Source organism: Teichococcus aestuarii, assembly GCF_042651065.1.
Lineage (GTDB): Bacteria > Pseudomonadota > Alphaproteobacteria > Acetobacterales > Acetobacteraceae > Pseudoroseomonas > Pseudoroseomonas aestuarii.
The window spans coordinates 109,485-129,668 of record NZ_JBHSCH010000006.1 but is presented as its reverse complement, the minus strand read 5'-3'; the positions used below and the strand labels follow the sequence as shown (position 1 = coordinate 129,668).

The 20,184-nt window shown below is 70.8% G+C and carries 21 protein-coding genes; 11 read left to right on the top strand and 10 right to left on the bottom strand.

The features are described 5' to 3' along the window. Nucleotides 1-75: 75 nt before the first annotated feature. Nucleotides 76-774 carry a dienelactone hydrolase family protein gene (locus tag ACFOY6_RS05280; RefSeq protein ID WP_379649354.1) on the bottom strand — a complete coding sequence of 233 codons (699 nt, stop codon included), beginning with the start codon at nt 772-774 and terminating at the stop codon, nt 76-78. Between the two features lie 201 nt (nt 775-975). On the opposite strand from ACFOY6_RS05280, the gene ACFOY6_RS05275 reads away from it, so the two are divergent. Beyond that, nucleotides 976-1,476: a flavin reductase gene (locus ACFOY6_RS05275; RefSeq protein ID WP_109516194.1), complete on the top strand. Its 501-nt coding sequence runs from the start codon at nt 976-978 to the stop codon at nt 1,474-1,476. Between the two features lie 30 nt (nt 1,477-1,506). Here the strand turns inward: ACFOY6_RS05275 and ACFOY6_RS05270 are convergent, their stop codons facing one another. Then, on the bottom strand, nt 1,507-2,721 hold the full coding sequence (locus tag ACFOY6_RS05270) for a polyhydroxyalkanoate depolymerase (RefSeq protein WP_456316311.1): 1,215 nt from the start codon (nt 2,719-2,721) through the stop codon (nt 1,507-1,509). 187 nt (nt 2,722-2,908) lie between these two features. Between ACFOY6_RS05270 and ACFOY6_RS05265 the strand changes: the two genes are divergently transcribed. Together ACFOY6_RS05265 and ACFOY6_RS05260 are read left to right on the top strand one after the other, a co-directional pair. Then, nucleotides 2,909-3,379 carry a glutathione S-transferase N-terminal domain-containing protein gene (locus tag ACFOY6_RS05265; RefSeq protein WP_379649352.1) on the top strand — a complete coding sequence of 157 codons (471 nt, stop codon included), beginning with the start codon at nt 2,909-2,911 and terminating at the stop codon, nt 3,377-3,379. After that, complete coding sequence (locus tag ACFOY6_RS05260) at nt 3,331-3,495, top strand: glutathione S-transferase family protein (RefSeq protein WP_379649351.1); 165 nt, start codon at nt 3,331-3,333, stop codon at nt 3,493-3,495. Before ACFOY6_RS05265 ends, ACFOY6_RS05260 begins: the two co-directional genes overlap by 49 nt. A gap of 13 nt (nt 3,496-3,508) precedes the next feature. Here the strand turns inward: ACFOY6_RS05260 and ACFOY6_RS05255 are convergent, their stop codons facing one another. Together ACFOY6_RS05255 and ACFOY6_RS05250 are read right to left on the bottom strand one after the other, a co-directional pair. Beyond that, nucleotides 3,509-4,687: a BaiN/RdsA family NAD(P)/FAD-dependent oxidoreductase gene (locus ACFOY6_RS05255; protein WP_379649349.1), complete on the bottom strand. Its 1,179-nt coding sequence runs from the start codon at nt 4,685-4,687 to the stop codon at nt 3,509-3,511. A 223-nt stretch (nt 4,688-4,910) separates the two neighbouring features. After that, a complete protein-coding gene (locus ACFOY6_RS05250) occupies nt 4,911-5,768 on the bottom strand; it encodes an isocitrate lyase/phosphoenolpyruvate mutase family protein (protein WP_379649347.1) in 858 nt (285 codons plus the stop codon). Nucleotides 5,769-5,999: 231 nt separating this feature from the next. Here ACFOY6_RS05250 and ACFOY6_RS05245 point away from each other — a divergent pair, with 231 nt between their 5' ends. Continuing rightward, entirely contained in the window at nt 6,000-7,616 is a 1,617-nt protein-coding gene (locus tag ACFOY6_RS05245) for an ABC transporter substrate-binding protein (RefSeq protein WP_379649345.1), read from the top strand. Between the two features lie 69 nt (nt 7,617-7,685). On the opposite strand, the gene ACFOY6_RS05240 is transcribed toward ACFOY6_RS05245, so the two are convergent. The 6 genes from ACFOY6_RS05240 to ACFOY6_RS05215 all read right to left on the bottom strand — a co-directional run bounded on the left by ACFOY6_RS05240 (nt 7,686) and on the right by ACFOY6_RS05215 (nt 11,861). Continuing rightward, nucleotides 7,686-8,315 (bottom strand): YcbK family protein, encoded by a 630-nt coding sequence (locus ACFOY6_RS05240; protein ID WP_379649343.1) that lies wholly within the window; start codon nt 8,313-8,315, stop codon nt 7,686-7,688. Nucleotides 8,316-8,437: 122 nt separating this feature from the next. Then, nucleotides 8,438-8,980: an NUDIX domain-containing protein gene (locus ACFOY6_RS05235; RefSeq protein ID WP_109516187.1), complete on the bottom strand. Its 543-nt coding sequence runs from the start codon at nt 8,978-8,980 to the stop codon at nt 8,438-8,440. Between the two features lie 11 nt (nt 8,981-8,991). After that, nucleotides 8,992-9,774 (bottom strand): M48 family metalloprotease, encoded by a 783-nt coding sequence (locus ACFOY6_RS05230; protein WP_379649341.1) that lies wholly within the window; start codon nt 9,772-9,774, stop codon nt 8,992-8,994. A 71-nt stretch (nt 9,775-9,845) separates the two neighbouring features. Then, on the bottom strand, nt 9,846-10,091 hold the full coding sequence (locus tag ACFOY6_RS05225; RefSeq protein ID WP_109516185.1) for a DUF3297 family protein: 246 nt from the start codon (nt 10,089-10,091) through the stop codon (nt 9,846-9,848). A 124-nt stretch (nt 10,092-10,215) separates the two neighbouring features. Continuing rightward, nucleotides 10,216-11,049: a sugar phosphate isomerase/epimerase family protein gene (locus ACFOY6_RS05220; RefSeq protein ID WP_109516184.1), complete on the bottom strand. Its 834-nt coding sequence runs from the start codon at nt 11,047-11,049 to the stop codon at nt 10,216-10,218. After that, nucleotides 11,040-11,861, bottom strand: a complete 822-nt coding sequence (locus tag ACFOY6_RS05215; protein ID WP_379649339.1) for a GntR family transcriptional regulator — start codon at nt 11,859-11,861, stop codon at nt 11,040-11,042. The genes ACFOY6_RS05220 and ACFOY6_RS05215 overlap by 10 nt, the downstream gene beginning before the upstream one ends. Before the next feature lie 210 nt (nt 11,862-12,071). Between ACFOY6_RS05215 and ACFOY6_RS05210 the strand changes: the two genes are divergently transcribed. From ACFOY6_RS05210 to ACFOY6_RS05180, 7 genes are all read left to right on the top strand, one after another. Continuing rightward, on the top strand, nt 12,072-12,881 hold the full coding sequence (locus ACFOY6_RS05210; RefSeq protein ID WP_379633281.1) for an enoyl-CoA hydratase: 810 nt from the start codon (nt 12,072-12,074) through the stop codon (nt 12,879-12,881). A 216-nt stretch (nt 12,882-13,097) separates the two neighbouring features. Next, nucleotides 13,098-14,150 (top strand): ABC transporter substrate-binding protein, encoded by a 1,053-nt coding sequence (locus ACFOY6_RS05205; protein WP_379649337.1) that lies wholly within the window; start codon nt 13,098-13,100, stop codon nt 14,148-14,150. Nucleotides 14,151-14,218: 68 nt separating this feature from the next. Beyond that, nucleotides 14,219-15,277, top strand: coding sequence for an ABC transporter substrate-binding protein (locus tag ACFOY6_RS05200; protein WP_379649335.1), 1,059 nt, complete (start codon nt 14,219-14,221; stop codon nt 15,275-15,277). 34 nt (nt 15,278-15,311) lie between these two features. Next, nucleotides 15,312-17,060: an ABC transporter permease gene (locus tag ACFOY6_RS05195; protein ID WP_109516180.1), complete on the top strand. Its 1,749-nt coding sequence runs from the start codon at nt 15,312-15,314 to the stop codon at nt 17,058-17,060. Between the two features lie 5 nt (nt 17,061-17,065). Then, nucleotides 17,066-18,139 (top strand): ABC transporter ATP-binding protein, encoded by a 1,074-nt coding sequence (locus ACFOY6_RS05190; RefSeq protein WP_109516179.1) that lies wholly within the window; start codon nt 17,066-17,068, stop codon nt 18,137-18,139. A gap of 47 nt (nt 18,140-18,186) precedes the next feature. Continuing rightward, nucleotides 18,187-18,903, top strand: a complete 717-nt coding sequence (locus ACFOY6_RS05185; RefSeq protein ID WP_379649333.1) for an FkbM family methyltransferase — start codon at nt 18,187-18,189, stop codon at nt 18,901-18,903. Between the two features lie 72 nt (nt 18,904-18,975). Continuing rightward, complete coding sequence (locus tag ACFOY6_RS05180) at nt 18,976-20,097, top strand: hypothetical protein (RefSeq protein ID WP_379649331.1); 1,122 nt, start codon at nt 18,976-18,978, stop codon at nt 20,095-20,097. Nucleotides 20,098-20,184: the final 87 nt, after the last annotated feature.

The following is a 20,184-nucleotide window of genomic DNA, read 5'->3' as shown; positions in this document are numbered from 1 at the left end:
CCATAGACCCTTCGGGGCGGAGGGGGAGGGGGGTGGCTGGCGGATCAAGGCCAGCCACCCCCCCCCGATGCGGGCTCAGCTCAGGCAGCGCGCCAGCAGCTCGGCCGTGCGGCCATTGGCGATGGTCGCCGCCCGCCCGTCCCAGGAATGGCCGCCCATGCGGGCGAAGGCGTGATCCACCCCCGGATAGACATGCGCCGCCACCTCGGGCTTGCCCTCGACGCCCGCCAGGATCGCCTTGCGGGCCGCCTCCGGCACGAACTTGTCCAGCTCGGCGATGTGCATCAGCAGCGGCCTGGTGATGCGGTCCTTGCCCTCCAGCAGCCCGTCGATGCCGACGCCGTAGTAGGAGATATTGCAATCCGCATCCGACTCGGTCGCCATCATGAAGGCGAGCCGGCCGCCCAGGCAGAAGCCCATGGTGCCCGCCTTGCCGTTGCAGCCGGGCATGACGCGCACGGCCGCCAGCGTCGCCTTCAGGTCCTCGATGCCCTTCTGCTGGTCGAAGGCGTTCATCAGGGCGAAGGCGCGGTCCCACTCCTCCTTGCTGCCATCGGTGAGCTGGATGCCCGGCTCCTGGCGCCAGAACAGGTCGGGGCAGATGGCGATGAAGCCCATGTCCGCCACCCAGTCGGAGAGCGACCGCATGGCATGGTTCACGCCGAAGATCTCCTGGATCATCACCACCGCGCCGGCCGGCACCTGCTTCGGCATGGCCAGGTAGGCCGAGAAGCTGCCGCTGCCGTCGGTGGCCTGGATCGTGATTTCGGGCATGTGCTTATCCTGACTCGCGGTTCCGGAGCCGGCAGGATAGCGGGATGGGGGCCGGACGGAAGCGCCCGCCGCTTCAGTCTTTCGCCATCCGGCCCAGGCTGGCCGGGCGGCACGCCGAACCCCCTGGAACAGCCTGTCCGGGTGGTTTGCAGGAAGCCCGCATGGCACCATGTGCTGGCGTAGTCTGAAGGTGCCCGCAGCATGCCCGTCTCCCGCCCCGATTTCCGTGAAGCCATGGCGCGCCTGGGCGCGGCGGTGAGCCTGATCACCAGCGACGGTGCCGGCGGCCGGGCCGGGCTGACCGCCAGCGCCGTGTGCAGCGTGACCGACGACCCCGCCACGCTGCTGGTCTGCATCAACCGCAACAGCGGCCAGAACGCCGCCATCAAGGCCAATGGCGTGCTGTGCGTGAACGTGCTCTCGGCGGGGCAGCAGGAGCTTTCCAACGTCTTCGCCGGCTTCACCGGCGCGCTGACGGCGGAGCAGCGCTTCGCCCATGGCGACTGGACGACGCTGGAGACCGGCGCCCCCGTGCTGGCCGATGCCGCCGTGGCGCTGGACTGCGCGATCGACGAGGTGCTGGAGAAGGGGACGCACAGCGTGTTCTTCGCCAGCATCCGGGCCATCCATCTCGGCGCGCCCGGCCCGGCGCTGATCTGGTGGCGGCGGGACTACCACCACCTCGGCCATCCGGCGCTCTGAGGCGGGAGGGGGCAGCCCCCTCCCGCCCTGTCAGGAAGCGGCCTCGATGGTGTCGCGCACCAGCGGGTAGACCTCGTTGGCCCAGCGGCGGCCGCTGAACACGCCGTAGTGGCCGGCGCCGGTCTGCAGGTGGTTGTGCTTCATGGTGGCGGGCAGGCCGGCGCAGAGGTCGAGCGCCGCCGCCGTCTGGCCGATGGCGCAGATATCGTCCCGCTCCCCCTCCACGGTCAGCAGGCGGGTGCGGCGGATCAGCTCCGGACGCACCAGCCGGCCGCGGTAGTGGAACTGGCCGAGCGGCATGTGGTGCTCCTGGAACACCGTGCGGACGGTCTCCAGGTAGAACTCGGCCGGCAGGTCCATCACCGCCAGGTATTCGTCGTAGAAGCGGCGGTGCGCGTCGGCCAGCTCGGAATCGCCGCCCACCAGGTTGCGGTACTGCTCCAGATGCGCCCGCACATGCCGGTTCATGTTCATCGACATGAAGGCGGTGAGCTGCAGCGCGCCGGGATAGACCTTCCGCCCGCCGCCCTGGAAGCGCCAGGGCACGGTGTCCACCAGGTTCTTCTCGAACCATTCGATGGTGTTGCCCTGCGCCAGCTCGTTCACCTTGGTGGGGCTGATGCGGGTGTCGATGGGGCCGGCCATCAGCGTCATGCTGCGCGGCGTGGCGGGGTTCTTCGCCTCCGACATGACGGCCACCGCCGCCAACACCGGCACGGCCGGCTGGCACACCGCCAGCACATGGCCGCCCGGCCCCATCTCCTCCTGGAAGCGGATCACATGGTCGATGAACTCGTCCATGCCGAAGCGCCCGGCGGAGAGGGGCACGTCACGGGCATTGGTCCAGTCCGTGATGTAGACGTCGTTCTCCGGCAGCAGCACCTGCACCGTGCCGCGCAGCAGGGTGGCGAAGTGGCCCGACATGGGGGCCACCACCAGCACCTTGGGTTGCGGGATGTCCACATCCTTGCGGAAGTGCAGGAGGGTGCCGAAGGGGGTGCTGTAGAGCGCCTCCTCCTCCACCGCGATCTCCTGGTTGCCGACCTGGACGCTGGTGAAGCCGAAAGGAGGCCGGGTGTGGGTGATACCGCTGCTGCCCAGGAGCTCCAGCGCGGCGGTCATCTGCCGCAGAGCGAAGGTTTCCGGCCGCCCGGTGTCGAACTGCCGCAGCACCGCTCCGGTTCCCCGGGCAAACATCCGGATCGGTGTCATCAGGTCCTGCTGGGCCTGATAGATCTGGTACATCATCCGCTGGAGCCTCTCCCGCGTCCATGCCTTGCCCAAATGGCCAGCATCTTGCCCGCCGCCCCAGCGAAAGGTAACGAAAATGTTCCTTCGCCGCGAGGGGGATGTTGGTTGGGCATATATTGCCATTCCGTCAAGACCGTGGCGCGCCTAAGGTTGCATCCTCACGGTTTCCGGAGGTGGTGCCATGGTCCAGTCCCGGCTTCTCATCAGCAGCCGTAACTACTCCTCCTGGTCGCTCCGGGGCTTCCTGCTGTGCCGCCTGGCCGGCATCCCCTTCACGGTGCAGGTCGCGGCGGCGGACGACCCGCAGGCCCGGGCCGAGCTGCTCTCGCGCAGCTCCACCATCCGGCTGCCCTGCCTGCTGCAGGGCGAGATCGCCATCTGGGACACGCTGGCGATCGCCGAGCACCTGAACGAGGCCCACCCCGGGGCGCAGATGATGCCGGCCCAGCGCCTGGCCCGCGCCCGCTGCCGCTCCATCTCGGGCGAGATGCATTCGGGCTTCGCGGCGCTGCGCGCCTCGCTGCCGCTGAACATGCGGGCGCGCCGGCCCGGCTTCACCCTCTGGTCCGGCCCGCGCGCCGACATCGCGCTGATCCAGGAGATATGTACGCCCCCGTCGCCAGCCGCTTCCTCACCTACGACGTGGCGCTGAACCCGGATTGCGCCACCTACCGCGACCACCTGCTCGCCTGGCCCGACATGGCGGAGTGGATGCAGGAGGCCGCGCAGGAGCCGGAGGCGATCGAGGAGCTGGAGGTGGAGTTCTGAGCGGCGGCGGGCGCTACAGCGCCTCGCCGGCGCACCAGCCGCTCGCCCAGGCCCATTGGAAGTTGTAGCCGCCGAGCCAGCCGGTCACGTCCACCGCCTCGCCCACCACATGCAGGCCGGGCACGGTGGTGGCCTCCATCGTGCGGGAGGAGAGGCCGGCGGTGTCCACGCCGCCCAGCATCACCTCAGCCTTGGCGTAGCCCTCGGTGCCCGAGGGGGTGAGGGTCCAGTGCGCCAGGCTGCCGGCCACGCGGCGCAGGTCGCGGTCGGTCTGCATGGCCATCGGCCGGTCGGGCAGCCAGGCGGCGGCCAGCGACTGCGCCAGGCGCTGCGGCAGCAGCTCGGCCAGCACGGTGCGCGGCTCCGCCTTCGGGCGGGCGGCCTTGCGCGCCACCAGCAGGTTCACCGCGTCCTCCGCCCCGGGCAGCAGGTTCAGCGCGATGGCCTGCCCCTCCCGCCAGGCGGAGGAAATCTGCAATATCGCCGGGCCGGAAAGGCCGCGATGGGTGAACAGCACCGCCTCGGGGAAGCTGTGCCGCCCGAGCCGCGCCACCGCCGGCAGCGCCACGCCGGAGAGCGGGCGCATCAGCTCCAGCATCTCGCCGGCGAAGGTGAGCGGGACGAGGGCCGGCCGGGTTTCCGTCAGCGGCAGCCCGAAGCGGCGCGCGATGTCCAGCGAAAGGCCGGTGGCGCCCATCTTCGGGATGGAGAGGCCGCCCGTGGCCAGCACCAGGGCGGGGGCGGTGAAGTCGCCGCGGTCGGTCTGCACCCGGTAGTGGTCGGCGCGGGAGACATCCGTGATGCGGTGGCCGAGGCGGATCTCCACCCCCGCCGCCGCGCACTCGGCCAGCAGCATGGCGACGATCTCGCGCGCCGAATGGTCGCAGAAGAGCTGGCCCAGCGTCTTCTCGTGCCAGGCGATGCGGTGCTTCTCCACCAGCGCCAGGAAGTCGGCCGGGGTGTAGCGCTTCAGGGCGGATTTGCAGAAATGCGGGTTGGCCGAGAAGAACCGCTCCGGCCTGGTGTCGCGGTTGGTGAAGTTGCACCGCCCGCCGCCCGAGATGAGGATCTTCGCGCCGGCCTGGGGGGCGTGGTCCAGCACCAGCACGCGCCGCCCGCGCTGCCCGGCGCGCAGCGCGCACATCAGCCCGGCCGCGCCGGCGCCGAGGATCACCGCATCGAAATTCCGCATGGGGGCGGGCTTTAGCCGCTGGCGGCGCGCAAAGGAAGCGCGGGCGGAGGCCGCGGAGGGCCGCCCGACTTATCCCCCGATCCCGTGGATGAGGCTGGGGATAAGTGGCGGCATAGGATGGGGACAGCGGTGGGGCGCCGAGCAAAGCAGCAGCGGGGAGCAAGGGGTTTGCCCGAAATCCCCGATTTTTCGTTGCAATAGTGTACCATTCATGCCGCCAAGCTCAGGCTGGCCGGGACGGCTGGAGGAAGGCGCGCCCGGCCGCCGCGTAATCCTCCGCCCGCAGGGCGCGGCGCATCAGGGCCGGGTCGTTGGCGGGCGGCGCGCCACCCTGGCGCAGGGCGCGCAGCGTCTCCTCCACCGCCCGCAGCGCGGCGGGGAAGCTGTGGTGCCCCTGGAGCATCACGCGCACGCCCAGGCCGGCCAGGGTGGCGGCATCGCCCAGATCCTCGCGGCTGCCGCCCACCAGCAGGGGGAGGTCCACCGCGGCGCGCAGCGCGGCGAGCTGCGCCAGATCCCGCACGCCCGTGAGGAACAGCCCGTCCGCTCCGGCGGCGGCATAGGCGCGGGCGCGCTCCAGCGCGTCCTCCAGCGTGGTGGCCGAGAGCGCCCCCGTGCGTGCCACCACGCAGAGCGCGGGGTCGCGCCGCGCGGCCAGGGCGGCACGGAGCTTGCCCAGCCCCTCCTCCAGGCTGACCAGCCGCGTGGCGCTCTCGCCGAAGGGCTGAGGCAGCAGCGTGTCCTCCAGCGTCAGGGCGGCGGCGCCGGCGGCCTCCAGCTCCTCCACCGTGCGTGCGGCGGAGAGGGCGTTGCCGAAGCCGTGGTCGGCGTCCACCAGCAGCGGCAGCGGCCCGGCGCGGGTGATGCGGCGCACCAGCCCGGCCAACTCGGTCAGCGTCACCACCATCAGGTCCGGCGCCGCCAGCACCGCCGCCGAGGCCACCGAGCCGCCGAGGATGCCGCACTCATAGCCGATATCGGCGGCGATGCGGGCGGTGGCCGCGTCATAGACCGAGGCAGGGTGCACGCAGCCGGGGCCGGCGAGCAGGGCGCGGAAGGCGTCTCGGGGCGTGGCGGGCATGGGCGGTTTTCTTCCCTGTGGCGTGTTCTGGCCGCCGCAGCATGCCGCAGCCAGGCCGCGCCGGCCATGCGGCGTGCCAGCCGCTTGCCGGCCGGCGCGGGGAGTGGCTTCATGCCGGCCAGCGATCAATGCCATCGCATCGCTCAACGATACGGCGCGCCGGCCCCTCTTGTGGGGCTGTCCGCCAGGGAGAGCGCGCCGCCCGGCGCAGCCGCAGGGGAGATTGGAAGCATGTTGCTCAGGACGTGGCTCAGGCGAACGGTGCTGGCATCGGCGATGCTCGGAGCGGGGCTGGGGGCGGGGCTGGCCCCCGCCGGTGCGCGGGCGCAGCCGGCGGAGAAGCCGCTGCGGCTGGTGGTGAATGTCGGGTTGCAGACGCTGGACCCGATCGCCGGCACCTCCTTCGTCACCCGCAACTTCGCCTACATGGTGTTCGACACGCTGGTGGCGATGGACAGCCAGGGCCAGTACCGGCCGCAGATGCTGCAGGGCTGGGAGGTGAGCGCGGACGGGCTGACCTACCGCTTCACCCTGCGCCCTGGCCTCGAATGGCACGATGGCACGCCGGTGACGGCGGAGGATTGCGTCGCCTCGGTGAAGCGCTGGGGGGCGCGCGATTCCACCGGCCGCCGCCTGATGGCCGCCACACAGGAACTGCGCGCCACCGGCCCGGACAGTTTCGAGCTGAAGCTCGCAAAGCCCTTCGGCGGCGTCATCGACGCGCTGGGCAAGCCAAGTGTCCACACCCCCTTCATGATGCCGGCGCGGCTGGCCGCCACCCCGCCCACCCAGCCGGTGACGGAGATCGTCGGCTCCGGTCCCTTCCTCTTCGTGAAGGAGGAGTGGGTGCCGGGCGAGCGCACCGTGTTCCGCCGCAACCCCCGCTACCGCCCGCGCGACGAGCCGGCCGACGGGCTGGCCGGCGGCAAGGTGGCGCATATGCCGCGCGTCGAGTTCCTCACCATCACCGACCCCGCCACCCGCGCCGCCGCCCTCCAGAACGGCGAGGTGGACTACCTGGAATACGCGCCGCTCGACTACCTGCCGATGCTGCGGCGGGACCGGAAGCTGGTGCTGGCCAGGCCGGGCGGCATCGCGCAGATCATGGGCGCGGTGGCGGTGAACCACGCGCAGCCGCCCTTCGACAGACTGCCCGTGCGCCAGGCCCTGCAGATGGCGCTGGACCAGCGGGAGGTGGTGGCGGTGCACGGCCTGCCGGACGAGATGACGCGCGTGCCCTGCCAGTCCATGACCCTGTGCGGCACGCGCTACAGCAGCGAGGCGGGGGGCGAGGCGCTGCGCGAGCCCAGCCTGGAGCGCGCCCAGGCGCTGCTGAAGCAGAGCGGCTACAAGAACGAGCGCGTGGTGTTCCTGCACCCGGCCGATTCCGCGCTGATCAACCCCATGGCGCTGGTGGTGGCCGACCGCATGAAGCGGGCCGGCTTCAACATCGAGGTGCAGACGCTGGACTGGGCGACGGTGGCGCAGCGCTGGCTCAGCCGCGCGCCGGTGGAGCAGGGCGGCTGGAGCGTGGTGCCGGTGATCTACACCGGCTTCGACATGTCCGAGCCGCTGAGCAACCCGGGCATCAGCTACAACTGCACCGGCACCGCCCCCTGGCTCTACTGCGACGAGGCGTTGAAGCCGCTGCTGGAGCGCTTCGAGGCGGAGAGCGACCTGGAGAAGCGCCGCGCCATCGTCGCCGACATCAACCGGCGCGCCCTGGCCAATGTGAACTTCCCGCTCACCGGCCAGTTCTCCAGCCCGGCCGTGTGGCGCGCCGAGCTGGAGGGGGTAATCGATTTCGGCTTCCCCGTGCTGTGGAACATCCGCCGCGCGGCACGCTGAAACGCGGGCGCCCCGGCGGGCCTTGCCTGCCGGGGCGTTCCCCATGATCGGGCGGGGAAGGCGCGCCGCTCAGCGCCGGCGTGTCTGCGCCCAGGCCTCGGCCATGCGGTCGAGCCGGATCTGCTCCGGCGTGCGGGCAGGGGCGCGCGGGGCGGCCACGGCGCGGTCGAAACCCCAGCTCCGCACCGGGCCGGAATCGACATGCACGAAGCCATGGTCCGGATAGCTGCCGACGCCGCCCCGCCCGAGGCCGCGCGCCGCGTCGCCGAAGGCGGCCAGCCTCGCCTTCGGGATCTGCACGTCGAGCGCCGCGGCGCGAAGGTGCTGGCTGTCGCCCGCGCCATGCACGGCGGCGTTGGTGGCCGGGGTGCGGTAGCCGGAGAGCACGGTGAACGCCTCCATGCGCTCCCGCGTGCCCAGCTCCCACAGGATGTCGATGGCCTTCGGGTCGAAGGGATGGACCGTGCCGGTGCGGGTGTCCGCCAGCACGATCGAGAGTTCCCGCATGGCGCCCGCGTCGAATTCCACCCCGTTGTGATAGGGGCCATCGAAACGGGAGCCGGTGGCGGCGTGGCGCAGCGCGAGCCGACGCTGCGCGAGGGGTGGGCTGGCCCGCCGCCGGGCCGCCGCGTGGGCGAGGCCTGGGGCAACGAGCACAGCCGGGGCCGTGGCGGCCAGGAGAAGGAATCGGCGGCGCATGGGCGCGACCCTAATGAAGGGTTAAGACGCGCGGAAGCACACCTCACGCGATTGGGACCAATTTCAAAACAAACCCGCTGATTTTTCTCAAAAAAGCGATGAAGCCGGAGGCTTTCTCGCCTTCAGAGCAAGCTTTGCATCCGCAGCATGCCCAGCGCCGCCAGGCTGGGGGCATCCTGCAGGACATTGTCGCGCACCATGGCCTCGATCTCGGCCAGGCTGAAGTCGCGGCAGATGAGGTCCTGCTCCGAGACCTCGCGCTCATGGGCACCCTGCGTCAGCCCGGTGGCCAGGAACACATGGCCGCGCTGGTTGGAGATGCCGGCCCCCTGGAAGATCTGCCCGGCGTGCCGCAGGCTGGCGGCGACCAGCCCGGTTTCCTCGCGCAGCTCGGCGGCGGCGAGCGTGGCCAGGTCCGGGCCGTGCTGCTCCTCCCAGGTGCCCATGGGCAGTTCCCACTGCCGCGCGCGGATCGGGTAGCGGTACTGCTCCACCAGCGTGATGCGGCCGTCCTGGAGCGGCACCACCACCACGAAGTCGCTGCGCTCCACCACGCCGTAGAGCCCGTCCGAGCCGTCGCGGCGGCGGATGCGGTCCTCGCGCACCCGCAGCCAGCGGTTCTCGTAGGCGATGCGGCTGCTGAGGGTGGTGATTTCCTCGGTCATCCCGGCGGCCCTCAGCGGCGCGGCGCCAGGCGCCAGTTGCTGGCCCGCAGCTCCTCCACCGCCCCGTCGAAGGAGGCGATGCGGTCCGGACCGGCGGGGTGGGTGGAGAGGCGGCTCGTCTCCGTCCGGCCGGAGAGGCGGGCCAGGGTGAGCAGCATGTCCCGCGCCTCGCCGATGTCGTAGCCGGCGCGGTGCAGGATGGCGGCGCCCAGCACGTCCGCCTCCCGCTCCTGCGCCTTGCTGTAGGAGATGACGCCGAGCTGCGCGCCGACGCCGGAGGCGGTCTGCGCCAGCTGCCCGGTCTCCAGACCTGCATAGGCGCCGGCCAGCGAGGCCAGGATGCCGCCCAGCGCCGCCCCCGCCTGGGCGCGGCTCTGGGTGGAGCGGACATGGTCGGCGGCGTGGTGCGCCATCTCGTGCGCCACGACGAAGGCGATCTCGGCGTCGTTGCGGGCATAATCGGCCACGCCGCGCTGCACGACGATGACGCCCTCGCCGGTGGCGGCGGCATTCAGGTCGGTGCTGGGGTCGTAGACGAAGCGCCATTCGCAGCCGGCGCCGCGGCCGATCTCCTGGCACACCGCGGTGCCGGCCGGCGCCAAGCGCCGCGCCACGCGGGTGATGGCCGCCTTGGCCTCATCCTCGGAGAGGTTGCGACGGCCCGGCGCCGCCCCCTGGCCGATCTCCGACGCCGCCGCCTGCAGCCCCGCCGGCGTCGCCACCGGCACCTCGTAGACGGCCTGCGCGCAGGCGAGCAGCGGCAGGCAGAGCAGCAGCGGGAGGGCAGGGCGCATGGTCATGTCCTTCGGCGGTGTCGGGGAAAGGGAGCAGAGGGGGGCGGAGGAGCCGGGGGCCGGCCGCCGCCTCAGCCGGCGTCGCGGAAGTAGGGCTCGACCGTGCCCTGGAGCTTCATGGTCATCGGGTTGCCCTTGCGGTCCACCGAATTGCCGAGGGTCAGGCGCACCCAGCCCTCGCTGACGCAATACTCGTCCACATTGTTCTTCTCGACGCCCTTGAAGCGGACACCCACGCCGCGCTCGATGGCGGCGGCGTCGTAATGGGGGCTCTTCGGGTTGCTGGAGAGGCGGTCGGGCGGGGTGTCGGTGCTCATGCTGAGGCCTTGTGCTGGGTCGGCGGGCAGGCGCCGCCGCGCGGTGGGTGATACCCAACCGCGCGGCGCTTTGCCAACCGCCCCCAGGAATGGCTCCTGCGCAGGCTCGGGAATGGGCCAGGCCTCAGGTGACCGGGGCGCCGGCCTCCCGTGCCATGGCCACCATGTCGTGCCGGGCCTTCTGCATGTCGTCCAGCGTGCCGAAGGCGTTCATGTAGTGGCCCTTGAAGCCGCGCCGCTCCAGGAGCGCGAACATCGCGCCGAAGTCGAAATCGCCCTGGCCGGGCAGCAGGTGCTGCTCATGCCCGTTGCGGAAGCAGTCGGCCAGCCGCACCTCCGCCACGCGCTCCAGCGGGATGGCATCGACGAAGCCCTCCACCCCGTCCGGCATCAGATGTGCGTGATTGGCGGTGAAGGAGAGCGCGAAGGCCGGCGAGTTGATCCGGTCGTAGTAGTAGCGCCACTCCTCGATGGTGTGCGCCAGGTAGTGCACCTCGGCGTCCTCGGGCTCCTTGTTGAGGTTCTCCAGCAGCAGCAGCGCGCCGCGTTCCTCGGCATGGCCCACCATGCGCTTCAGGCGCTCGAGCCCCGCCTCCATGCGCGGCTTCACGTCGGCGGTGAAGTGGTAGCCCGCATGCACCACGATCCATTCCGCGCCCAGCTTCGGCGCGAGGTCGATATAGGCGCGCATGTAGGCATCCACCGCCTCCGACAGGAAGGGCGAGTATTCCGCCACGTTCACCGCCGAGAGGGTGTGCAGGCCGAGCGTCACGCCGCGCCGCGCCGCCTGCTCGCGGATCGCGGCGGCGCGCGCGTCGTCGAACTCGTTCACCCGGTTGGCGCCGGTGTCGAGCTGGATGTCGATGTAGCGGACCTGGTTCTCGGCCGCCCAGTCGATGGCGTCCTCCAGCCGCAGGCGGCGGCCGATATCGACGCCGATCCGGTCAATCAGCAGCATGGCGTTTCCTTCCCGTTGTGCTGTTCATGGGGCGTGTCGGTGGTCTCCGCCGCCGCGTTGCCCTGCGCGATGGCGGCCAGGTAGCGGGCCCGGCCGGCGCGCGTGTGCGCCTCCGCGTGGCGCCGCGCCGGCTCGGCCTTTCCGGCCAGGATGCTGGCCAGCAGGCGATGGTGTTCGGCATTGGCCACCCGCATGTTGCCGGCGGCGTCGAAGGAGCGGCGGCGCAGCAGCAGCAGCTTGCGCGTGTGCTCCAGATAGACGGCCTGCAGCGGCTGGTTGCCGCAGAGGCCGACGATCTGCTGGTGGAACAGCGCGTTGTCGGTGAAGAAGGCCTCGAGCGCACCCTGTTCCACGGCGTGGTCCATGCGCGCCACCGTCGCGCGCAGCGTGGCGGCCTCCGGGCCGTCGCGCCGGCCCTTCAGCCTCTCGGCCAGCAGCGCGGCGGCATGGCCGAACAGCACCGCGTTCAGCTCGTAGATCTGCGCCGCCTCCTCCATCCCGAGGCTGCGGACGAAGGCGCCGCGGTTGAGGATGACGGTGACGAGGCCATCCTTCTCCAGCGCACGCGCCGCCTCGCGCACCGGGCCGCGGCTGACGCCGAGCTGCGCCGCCAGCGCCACCTCGTTCAGCCGCGCCCCGGGGGGCAGCGCGCCGCTTTCGATCAACCGTTCCAGCGCCGCCTGCACGCTGCGGCCCAGCGGCTGCCGCGCCGCGATGCGCGCCCGCAGCGCCGAGACGCCGCTGTCCTGGCCTTGGGCCTCGCCGGTGGATGCCAGGACCCCGTCCGGGCCGTTGGCCTCTCGCTGCGACATGGGCGCTTCCTCTCCCGCATGATCGGGCGGTGTTTATTGTTTACAGCCTGCATGGGCGGTGACAAGCTTCCTCTCCAGGAGAGGAACGAACCGAGAGCGCGGATCGCCAGCAGGGCGGCCGGTGCCATACGCCGCCCGCCGGTTTCCGGCCCGGCGCCTTTCCCCGACGCGCGTGACCGCATCTGGCATTGCAGCAAGGCCCGGCATTCCATGAACATTCAGTTTTCCCCTGACGCCACCAACAAGATCCTCACCCGCAAGCAGGACGGCATCGGCTGGCTGACCATCAACCAGCCGGAGAAGCGCAACGCCATCTCGCTCGCCATGTGGGACGCGATCGCCGCCGCGGCCGACGACTTCGCCGCAGACGACGCGGTGCGCGTGGTGGTGATGCACGGGGCGGGCGGCAAGGCCTTCGCCTCCGGCGCCGACATCAGCGAGTTCGACCGCGTGCGCGCCGATGCGGCGGCGCAGCAGGAATATGGCCGCCGCAGCGGCGAGGCGCGCCGCAGGCTCGAAGGGCTGCGCAAGCCGCTGATCGCGATGATCCAGGGCTTCTGCATCGGCGGCGGCTACGCCACGGCGCTGATGGCCGATCTGCGCATCGCCTCGGCCGACAGCCGCTTCGGCATTCCCGCCGCGAAGCTCGGCATCGCCTATGGCTATGAGAGCCTCTCGCGGCTGGTGGCGCTGGCGGGGCCGGCCATGGCCAAGGAGATCCTGTTCACCGGCCGCCAGCTCGACGCCGCGGAGGCGCTGGCCTGCGGGCTGATCAACCGCGTGGTGCCGCCCGAGGCGCTGGAGGCCACCGTGACCGAGCTGGCGTTGCAGATCGCGCGCAACGCCCCGCTCTCGGTGGAGGCGTCGAAGGTGGCGATCGACCAGATCGCCGGCGACCCGATGGCGCGTGACAACGCGCTGGTGGAGCGGCTGAACCGCGCCTGCTTCGACAGCGCCGACTACGCCGAGGGCCGCCGCGCCTTCCAGGAGAAGCGGCCGCCGGCCTTCACCGGGCGCTGAACTGTTTCCCCGGCCCAAGGGCCAGGAAGCTGTCGTCCCCGGCCCAAGGGCCGGGAAGCTGTTGTCCCCGGCCCAAGGGCCGGGAAGCTGTTGTCCCCGGCCCAAGGGCCGGGAAGCTGTTGACCCCCGGCCCAAGGGCCGGGCTGGCACCGAGCGGGGCGCGCAAGGCGGACGCAGAGCCGCCACCCCGCCGTGACAAGGGAGGAAATGACGATGATGATCCTGAACAGGCGCCTGATGCTGGGGCTCGCCGCCGGTGGCGCCATGGCGCGCCTCGCCCCCGCGGCGGCGCAGGAGCTGCGGCCGCACGAGAAGGAGCTCTACGAGGCGGCGAAGCGGGAAGGGCAGATCACCTGGTACACCGGCCAGTACCAGGCCGAGCCCTCGCAGGCGATCGGGCGCGGCTTCACCGAGCGCTTCCCCGGCATCACCGTCAACGTGGTGCGCAGCACCTCGCAGGTGGCGTTCCAGCGGCTGGCGCAGGACATGCGCGCCGGCGTCGCGCAATGCGACGTGTTCAGCTCCACCGACCACAGCCACGCCGCCTACCTGAAGCGGCAGGGCCGGCTGATGCCTTACAAGCCGCACAATGCGGAGGGGCTGATCCGCGCCGCCAAGGAGGCGGGCGATCCGGACGGGCACTTCCAGGTCACCTATCTCGGCCTGTTCCTGATGGCGCGGCGCAGTACGGACGTCTCGGAGGCCGAGGCGCCGAAGAGCTGGAAGGAGCTGACCGACCCGAAATGGCGCGGCCGGATCGCCGTCGGCCATCCGGGCTACAGCGGCGCCATCACCTCCTGGTGCCTGGCGATGCGCGAGAAGTACGGCTGGGACTACTTCAAGGCGCTGGAGAAGAACCAGCCGCAGATCGGCCGCTCCAGCGCCGACCCGGTGACGATGCTGAACGCGGGGGAGCGGCAGATCGGCGCCGCCATCCCCTCCGCCACCACGCTGCTGTCCATCTCGCGCGGCAACCCGATCACGCTGATCTATCCGACGGACGGCACGCTGATGGTGCCGGCGCCGAGCGGCGCGCTGAAGGACGCGCCGCACCCGAACGCCGCCAAGCTGTTCATGGAGTTCATGACCAGCCCGACCTACTACGCCGTGACCCGGCCCTTCTTCAGCGAGTCGCTGCGCCCCGAGGTGCCGCCGCCCCCCGGTTCCCGCCCGCTCGACGAGGTGCCGCTGATCACCGCCGATCCCAAGGCGCTGGAACGGGACGGGCAGGAGGTGAAGGAACTCTGGCGCGACACCTTCGGCGTCTGATCTGATGACCCCCCCGGTGCAACGACGCCGGGGCGGACTGCCAAGAAGCAATGAGAGGGAGAGAGACGATGCAAGGGATCAGCCGGCGTGGCCTGTTGGCCAGTGCCGCCATCATCGGCAGCGGCGGCGCCGCGATGCGCGCCGCCGCCCAGGACCTGCCGGCGCATGAGCGCGAGCTGTACGAGGCCGCGAAGCGGGAAGGCCAGGTCACCTGGTATTCCGGCCAGCAGAGCGCCGAGACCTCCGAGGCGGTGGGCCGCGCCTTCGGCGAGCGCTACCCGGGCGTGCATGTCAACGTGGTGCGCAGCACCTCGCAGGTGGCGTTCCAGCGGCTTTCGCAGGACATCCGCGCGGGCGTGGCGCAGTGCGACGTGTTCAGCTCGGTCGACTACAGCCACTCCACCTTCCTCAAGCGGCAGGGGCGGCTGATGGCCTACACCCCGCAGAACGCCGCCGGCCTGCTGGAGTTCGCCCGCAAGGCCGGCGACCCGGACGGCCAGTTCCACGTCTTCTACATCGGCGTGCACCTGCTCTCCCGCCACACCGGGCAGGTGCCGGCGGCGGAGGCGCCGAAGAGCTGGCAGGACCTGCTGGACCCGAAGTGGCGCGGCAAGATGGCGGTGGGACACCCGGGCTTCAGCGGCGCCATCGGCGCCTGGGCCGTGCTGATGCGCAAGATGTATGGCTGGGAGTACTTCACCAAGCTGGAGAAGAACCGGCCGCAGATCGGCCGCTCCAGCATCGACCCGGTGACGGCGCTGAACGCGGGCGAGCGCAGCATCGGCGTCGCCGTGCCCTCGGCCACCGCGCTGCTGTCGATCTCGCGCGGCAATCCGCAGGAGCTGATCTACCCGACCGACGGCACGGTGGTGGTGCCCTCGCCGAGCTGCATCCAGAAGAACGCGCCACACCCGAACGCGGCGAAGCTGTTCATGGAATTCGCCACCGGCCCAGAATACTTCCGTGTCACCCGCAAGTACTTCTCGGAGTCCCTGCGCGGCGACGTGCCGCCGCCCGAGGGCGCGAAGCCGCTCGAATCCATCAAGATCATCATGCCCACGCCGCAGGAGATCGAAACCGGCGTGACGGAGGTGAAGGAACAATGGCGCGACACCTTCGGCATCTGAACACGCACACCAACCGCGAGGGAGAGGCGACCGCATGACGGATTCCGCCGCCATCCTGCCCAAGCCCGCCGCGCTGGAGGCGCGGCGGCCAGGGTTGCTCAGGCGCCTGCGCTACCTGGAGCCCTCCAACCTGCTCTGGGTCCTGCTGGTGGCCACGCTGCTGTTCCTGGTGGCGGTGCCGATCGGCAAGCTGCTGGTCGTCTCCTTCGAGGAGCAGGGCACCGGCGCCTTCACCCTCTCCAACTACGCCACCGCCTATGGCCGCGTGCGCTACCTGGAGGCGCTCGGCAACTCGCTGATGCTGGGCGCGCTCTCCTCCTTCTTCTCGGTGATCTTCGCGGTGCCGATGGCCTGGGCGGTCTCGCGCACCGACATGCCGGGCAAGGGCTTCACCTGGGCGATGGTGATGGGCGCCTTCATCATGCCGCCCTATCTCGGCGCGGTGGGCTGGATCCTGCTGGCGGGGCCGAATTCCGGCTTCCTCAACCAGGCCTGGACCTGGCTGACGGGCATCGAATCGCCGCTGGTCAACGTCTACAGCTTCGCCGGGCTCGCCCTCGTCATCGCGCTGCACTCCTTCCCGCTGATCTTCATCTTCGTGAAGTCGGCGCTCGACCTGATCTCCTCGGAGATGGAGGACGCCGCCAACATCCTCGGCGCCGGCACCTGGACGGCGATGCGCAAGGTGACGCTGCCGCTGGTCTGGCCCGCCGTGCTGGGCGGCATCATCGTGGTGTTCCTGGAGACGGTGGCGCTGTTCGGCACGCCGGCCATCATCGGCATCCCGGCGCGCATCAACGTCGTCACCACACAGCTCTGGCAGTTCTTCGAGTATCCGGTGCGGGTGGAGGTGGCGGCGGCCTACGCCATGCCGCTGCTGCTCATCACCATCGGCATGATCGCGGTGCAGAAGCTGCTGCTGGCGCGCAAGGGCTTCGTCTCGCAGACCGGCAAGGGCGGCGAGCGGCGGCCGATCCGCCTCGGTGGCTGGCGCTGGGCGGTGCTCGGCTACTGCGTGTTCGTCGGCGCTCTCTCGGTGCTGATGCCGCTGGTGGTGCTGCTGCAGGCCTCCTTCGCCAAGGCCTGGGGGCGCGGCCTCTCGCTCGCCAACCTGACGCTGGACAACTACGCCTACCTGCTGTTCCGGCACGAGATGGCGCTCACCTCCATCTGGAACACGCTGTGGTTCTCGGCCGCCTCGGCGACGGCGGCGGTGATCATCGCGGTGCTGGTGGCCTACATCGTGGCGCGGCGGCTGGTGCCCTTCGGCTCGGCGCTGGGCTTCCTGGCCATGGCGCCCTTCGTCATCCCCGGCATCGTCATGGCGATCGGCTTCTACGCCGCCTACGCGGCGCCGCCGGTGGCGCTCTATGGCACGGCGCTGATCATCATCCTGGCCTTCACCGCGCGCTTCCTGCCCATCGCCTTCGCCAACTCCTCCGCCGCGGTGCGCGCCGTGCACCCGGAGATGGAGGAGGCCTCGCGCATCCTGGGCGGCGGGCGGCTGCTGACCATCCGGCGCATCACCGCGCCGCTGATCAGCCGCAGCCTCATCGGCGGCTGGCTGATCGTCTTCATCGTCGCCTCGCGCGAGCTGTCGGCGGCGGTGTTCCTGGTGGGGCCGCGCACGCGCACCATGTCGGTGCTGCTCTACGACCTCAGCGAGGCCGGCAATTTCGAGGTGCTGGCGGCCTTCGGCGGGCTGCTGCTCGCCATCACGCTCATTCTCGTCGCCATCGGCATGAAGCTGGCCGGCCGCGACTTCATGCTGCGGAGGAACTGAGAGACATGCCCCGTCTGACGCTCAAGGGCCTCGGCAAGGCCTATGGCCCGCTCAAGGTGGTGAACGATGTGGACCTGACGCTGGAGGAGGGGGAGTTCGTCTCCCTCCTCGGCCCCTCGGGCTGCGGCAAGACGACGACGCTGCGCATGATCGCGGGCTTCATCGAGCCGACCGAGGGCAGCATCAGCATGAATGGCGAGGTGCTCTCCGCCCCCGGCGCCGTGCTGCCGCCGGAGCGGCGCCGCATGTCGATGATCTTCCAGAGCTACGCCATCTGGCCGAACATGACGGTGGCGGAGAATGTCGGCTTCGGGCTGAAGCTGCAGAAGCTGCCCTCCGCCGAGGTGAAGTCGCGCATCGGCCGCATCCTGGAGGTGGTGAAGATGAGCCACCTGGCGGACCGCTACCCCTCCGAGCTTTCCGGCGGGCAGCAGCAGCGCGTGGCGCTGGCCCGCGCCATCGTGGTGCAGCCCTCCGTGCTGCTGCTCGACGAGCCGCTCTCCAACCTCGACGCCAACCTGCGCGAGGAGATGCGCTTCGAGATCCGCCGCCTGCACGACGAGTTCCGCATCACCACCGTCTATGTCACGCACGACCAGTCGGAGGCGATGGCGACGGCCGACCGCATCGCGGTGATGAATGCCGGGCGCATCGAGCAGGTGGACGCGCCGCACCTGATCTACACGCGGCCGCGCACGCGCTTCGTCGCCGCCTTCATCGGCCGCACCAACCTGCTGGAGGGGCGGCTGGCGAATGGCGAGATCGGGCTGGACGGCTTCGCCCTGCGCGCGGCGCAGCTCGGCGGCGCGCCGCCGGATTCGGCGCGGCCCATCCTGCTCTCCGTGCGGCCGCAGAGCATGGCGCTGCACCGCACCCAGCCCGCCGCGCGCGATGGCTACCCGCTGCTGCCCGCCACCGTCGCCCAGCGCACCTATCTGGGCGAATCCTGGGACTATGTCGTGCACCCGCGGGAGAGCGGGCTGCAGCTGCGCGTGACGGCACCGCCCCTGCAGGTGCACGAGGTGGGCGAGACGGTCTGGCTGGAGTTCGACCCGCAGCAGATCGCCGTGGTCAACTGAAGGGGAGGGCGGTGGCCACCGGGCCGCCGCCATGGCCTTCTGCGCCGATGGACGAGCTCACCTTCCTCACGCGGCTGCACCGGCCCGGCCTGATCGTCGATGTCGGTGCGCATGACGGGCTGCTGACCCTGCCGCTGGCGCGGCTGCCGGGCGTGCGGGTGCTGGCCTTCGAGCCCCTGCCGCAGGCCCATGCGCGCCTCGCGCGCGCCTGCGCCGGGCTCGGCAACGTCACGCTGCGGCGGGAGGCGCTCTCCGACGCCCCCGGCACGCTGGAGCTGGCGCTGCCGGTGCTGGACGGCGTGCCGCAGGAGCAGTGGGCCTCCACCGTGAAATCCTACGCCGGCTATGGCGCGCGCATCGGCACGCAGCGCGTCGCGGTGCCCGCCATCACGCTGGACAGCCTGGCGCTGGCGGAGATGGCCGCGCTCAAGATCGACGCCGAGGGCGCCGAGTACGAGGTGCTGCGCGGCGCGCGGCAGACGCTGCGCCGCTGCCGCCCCCTGCTGACGCTGGAGCTGGAGGAACGGCATCGTGAAGGCGCGACCTGGGCGGTGCCGGCCTTCCTCGACGGGCTGGATTACCACACGGCCTTCCATCTGGATGGCGCCTGGCACCCCATCGCGGCGCTGGACCGGCCCCGCATGCACCGCGCCAGCCCTGATCCTTCGGTCTTCGGCGCGGCCTCGGAGCAGTACGTGTTCACCTTCTTCGCCTGGCCCCGCGAGCGGGATGCCGAGGTCCGCGCCCGTGTGACGACTGCGTAACAGCCTGGCCGAAAAAGAAACCGCCTCCGCTTCTGGCCGTTTTCCTGCGCGGACGAAGAAGGAGAAACGCCAATGGCTATCATCCAGGGCACTGAGGGCAACGACGACCTCGTTTCCCCCAATTCGCGCGAGAACGACATCATCGTCGCGCTCGGGGGCAATGACCGTGTCGAGGCCCGTGGCGGCGATGACCTGATCTACCCGGGCCTCGGCAATGACCGCATCGAGGGCGGCGATGGCCGGGACACCGTCCGCGTCGGCGGCGATATCGCCCAGTGGGAGGTCTACCGCTACGAGGATGAAGGCATCCTGCGCGGCCCTGAGGGAGTGAAGAGCCTTCTGGACGTCGAGGGGCTGGAATTCGCCGACAATCCCGGCACCTATGAGCTCGACGATTTCAACGAATTCTTCGCCTACACCTATCTGGCGTCGAATCTGGACGTGGCCGACGCGCTGGGCGTGAACCCGGACGCGGCGTGGGACCACTTCCGCGATTTCGGCTCCGTCGAGGGCCGCCAGCTCAGCTTTGACGGCAATGCCTATCTGGCCGCCAACCCGGATGTACTGGCGAACGAGGATTTCGGCGCCAATTCCGACCAGGGCGGCGCGCGCCACTACCTGGCCGCCGGCCGCGCCGAGGGCCGCCCGACCGACTTCGCGGGTCTCTCCTACATCGCCAGCCACGAGGATCTGATCAGCGCCTTCGGCGTGAATGAGGCGCTCGGCACGGAGCACTATGTGCAGAACGGCTTCAATGAGGGCCGGGCCATCAGCTTCGACGGCCTCGACTACGTCGCCAGCTACGGCGACCTGATCGATGCCTTCAAGGGCGCCGGTGGCGCGATGGCGATCGAGGATGCGGGCGCGGCCCACTACATCCAGAATGGCCGCGCCGAGGAGCGTACCGTCGGCTTCGACGGGCTGCAGTATGTGGCCAGCCACACCGACCTGATCGAGGCCTTCCGCGGCGGCAATGGCGCCGAGGCCTATGCCGATGCCGGTGCGCTGCACTACATCCAGAACGGCTACGCCGAGGAGCGCGTGGTCGACCAGTTCAACGAGGCGAGCTACGCCGCTGCGAACATGGACCTGGCCTCGGCGGGCGTGACCTCGGCCGATGCCCTGGCGGCCCACTGGATCCAGTACGGCCTCGCCGAGGGCCGGACCGGCGCCTACGATCCGGTCGTCGCCTGACGCGGACAGGGAGAGCCCGGGCCGGGCTCTTCCGCACCGGGCCGGCATCCTTGCGATGCCGGCCTTTTTCATGCCTGCGCGGCATCC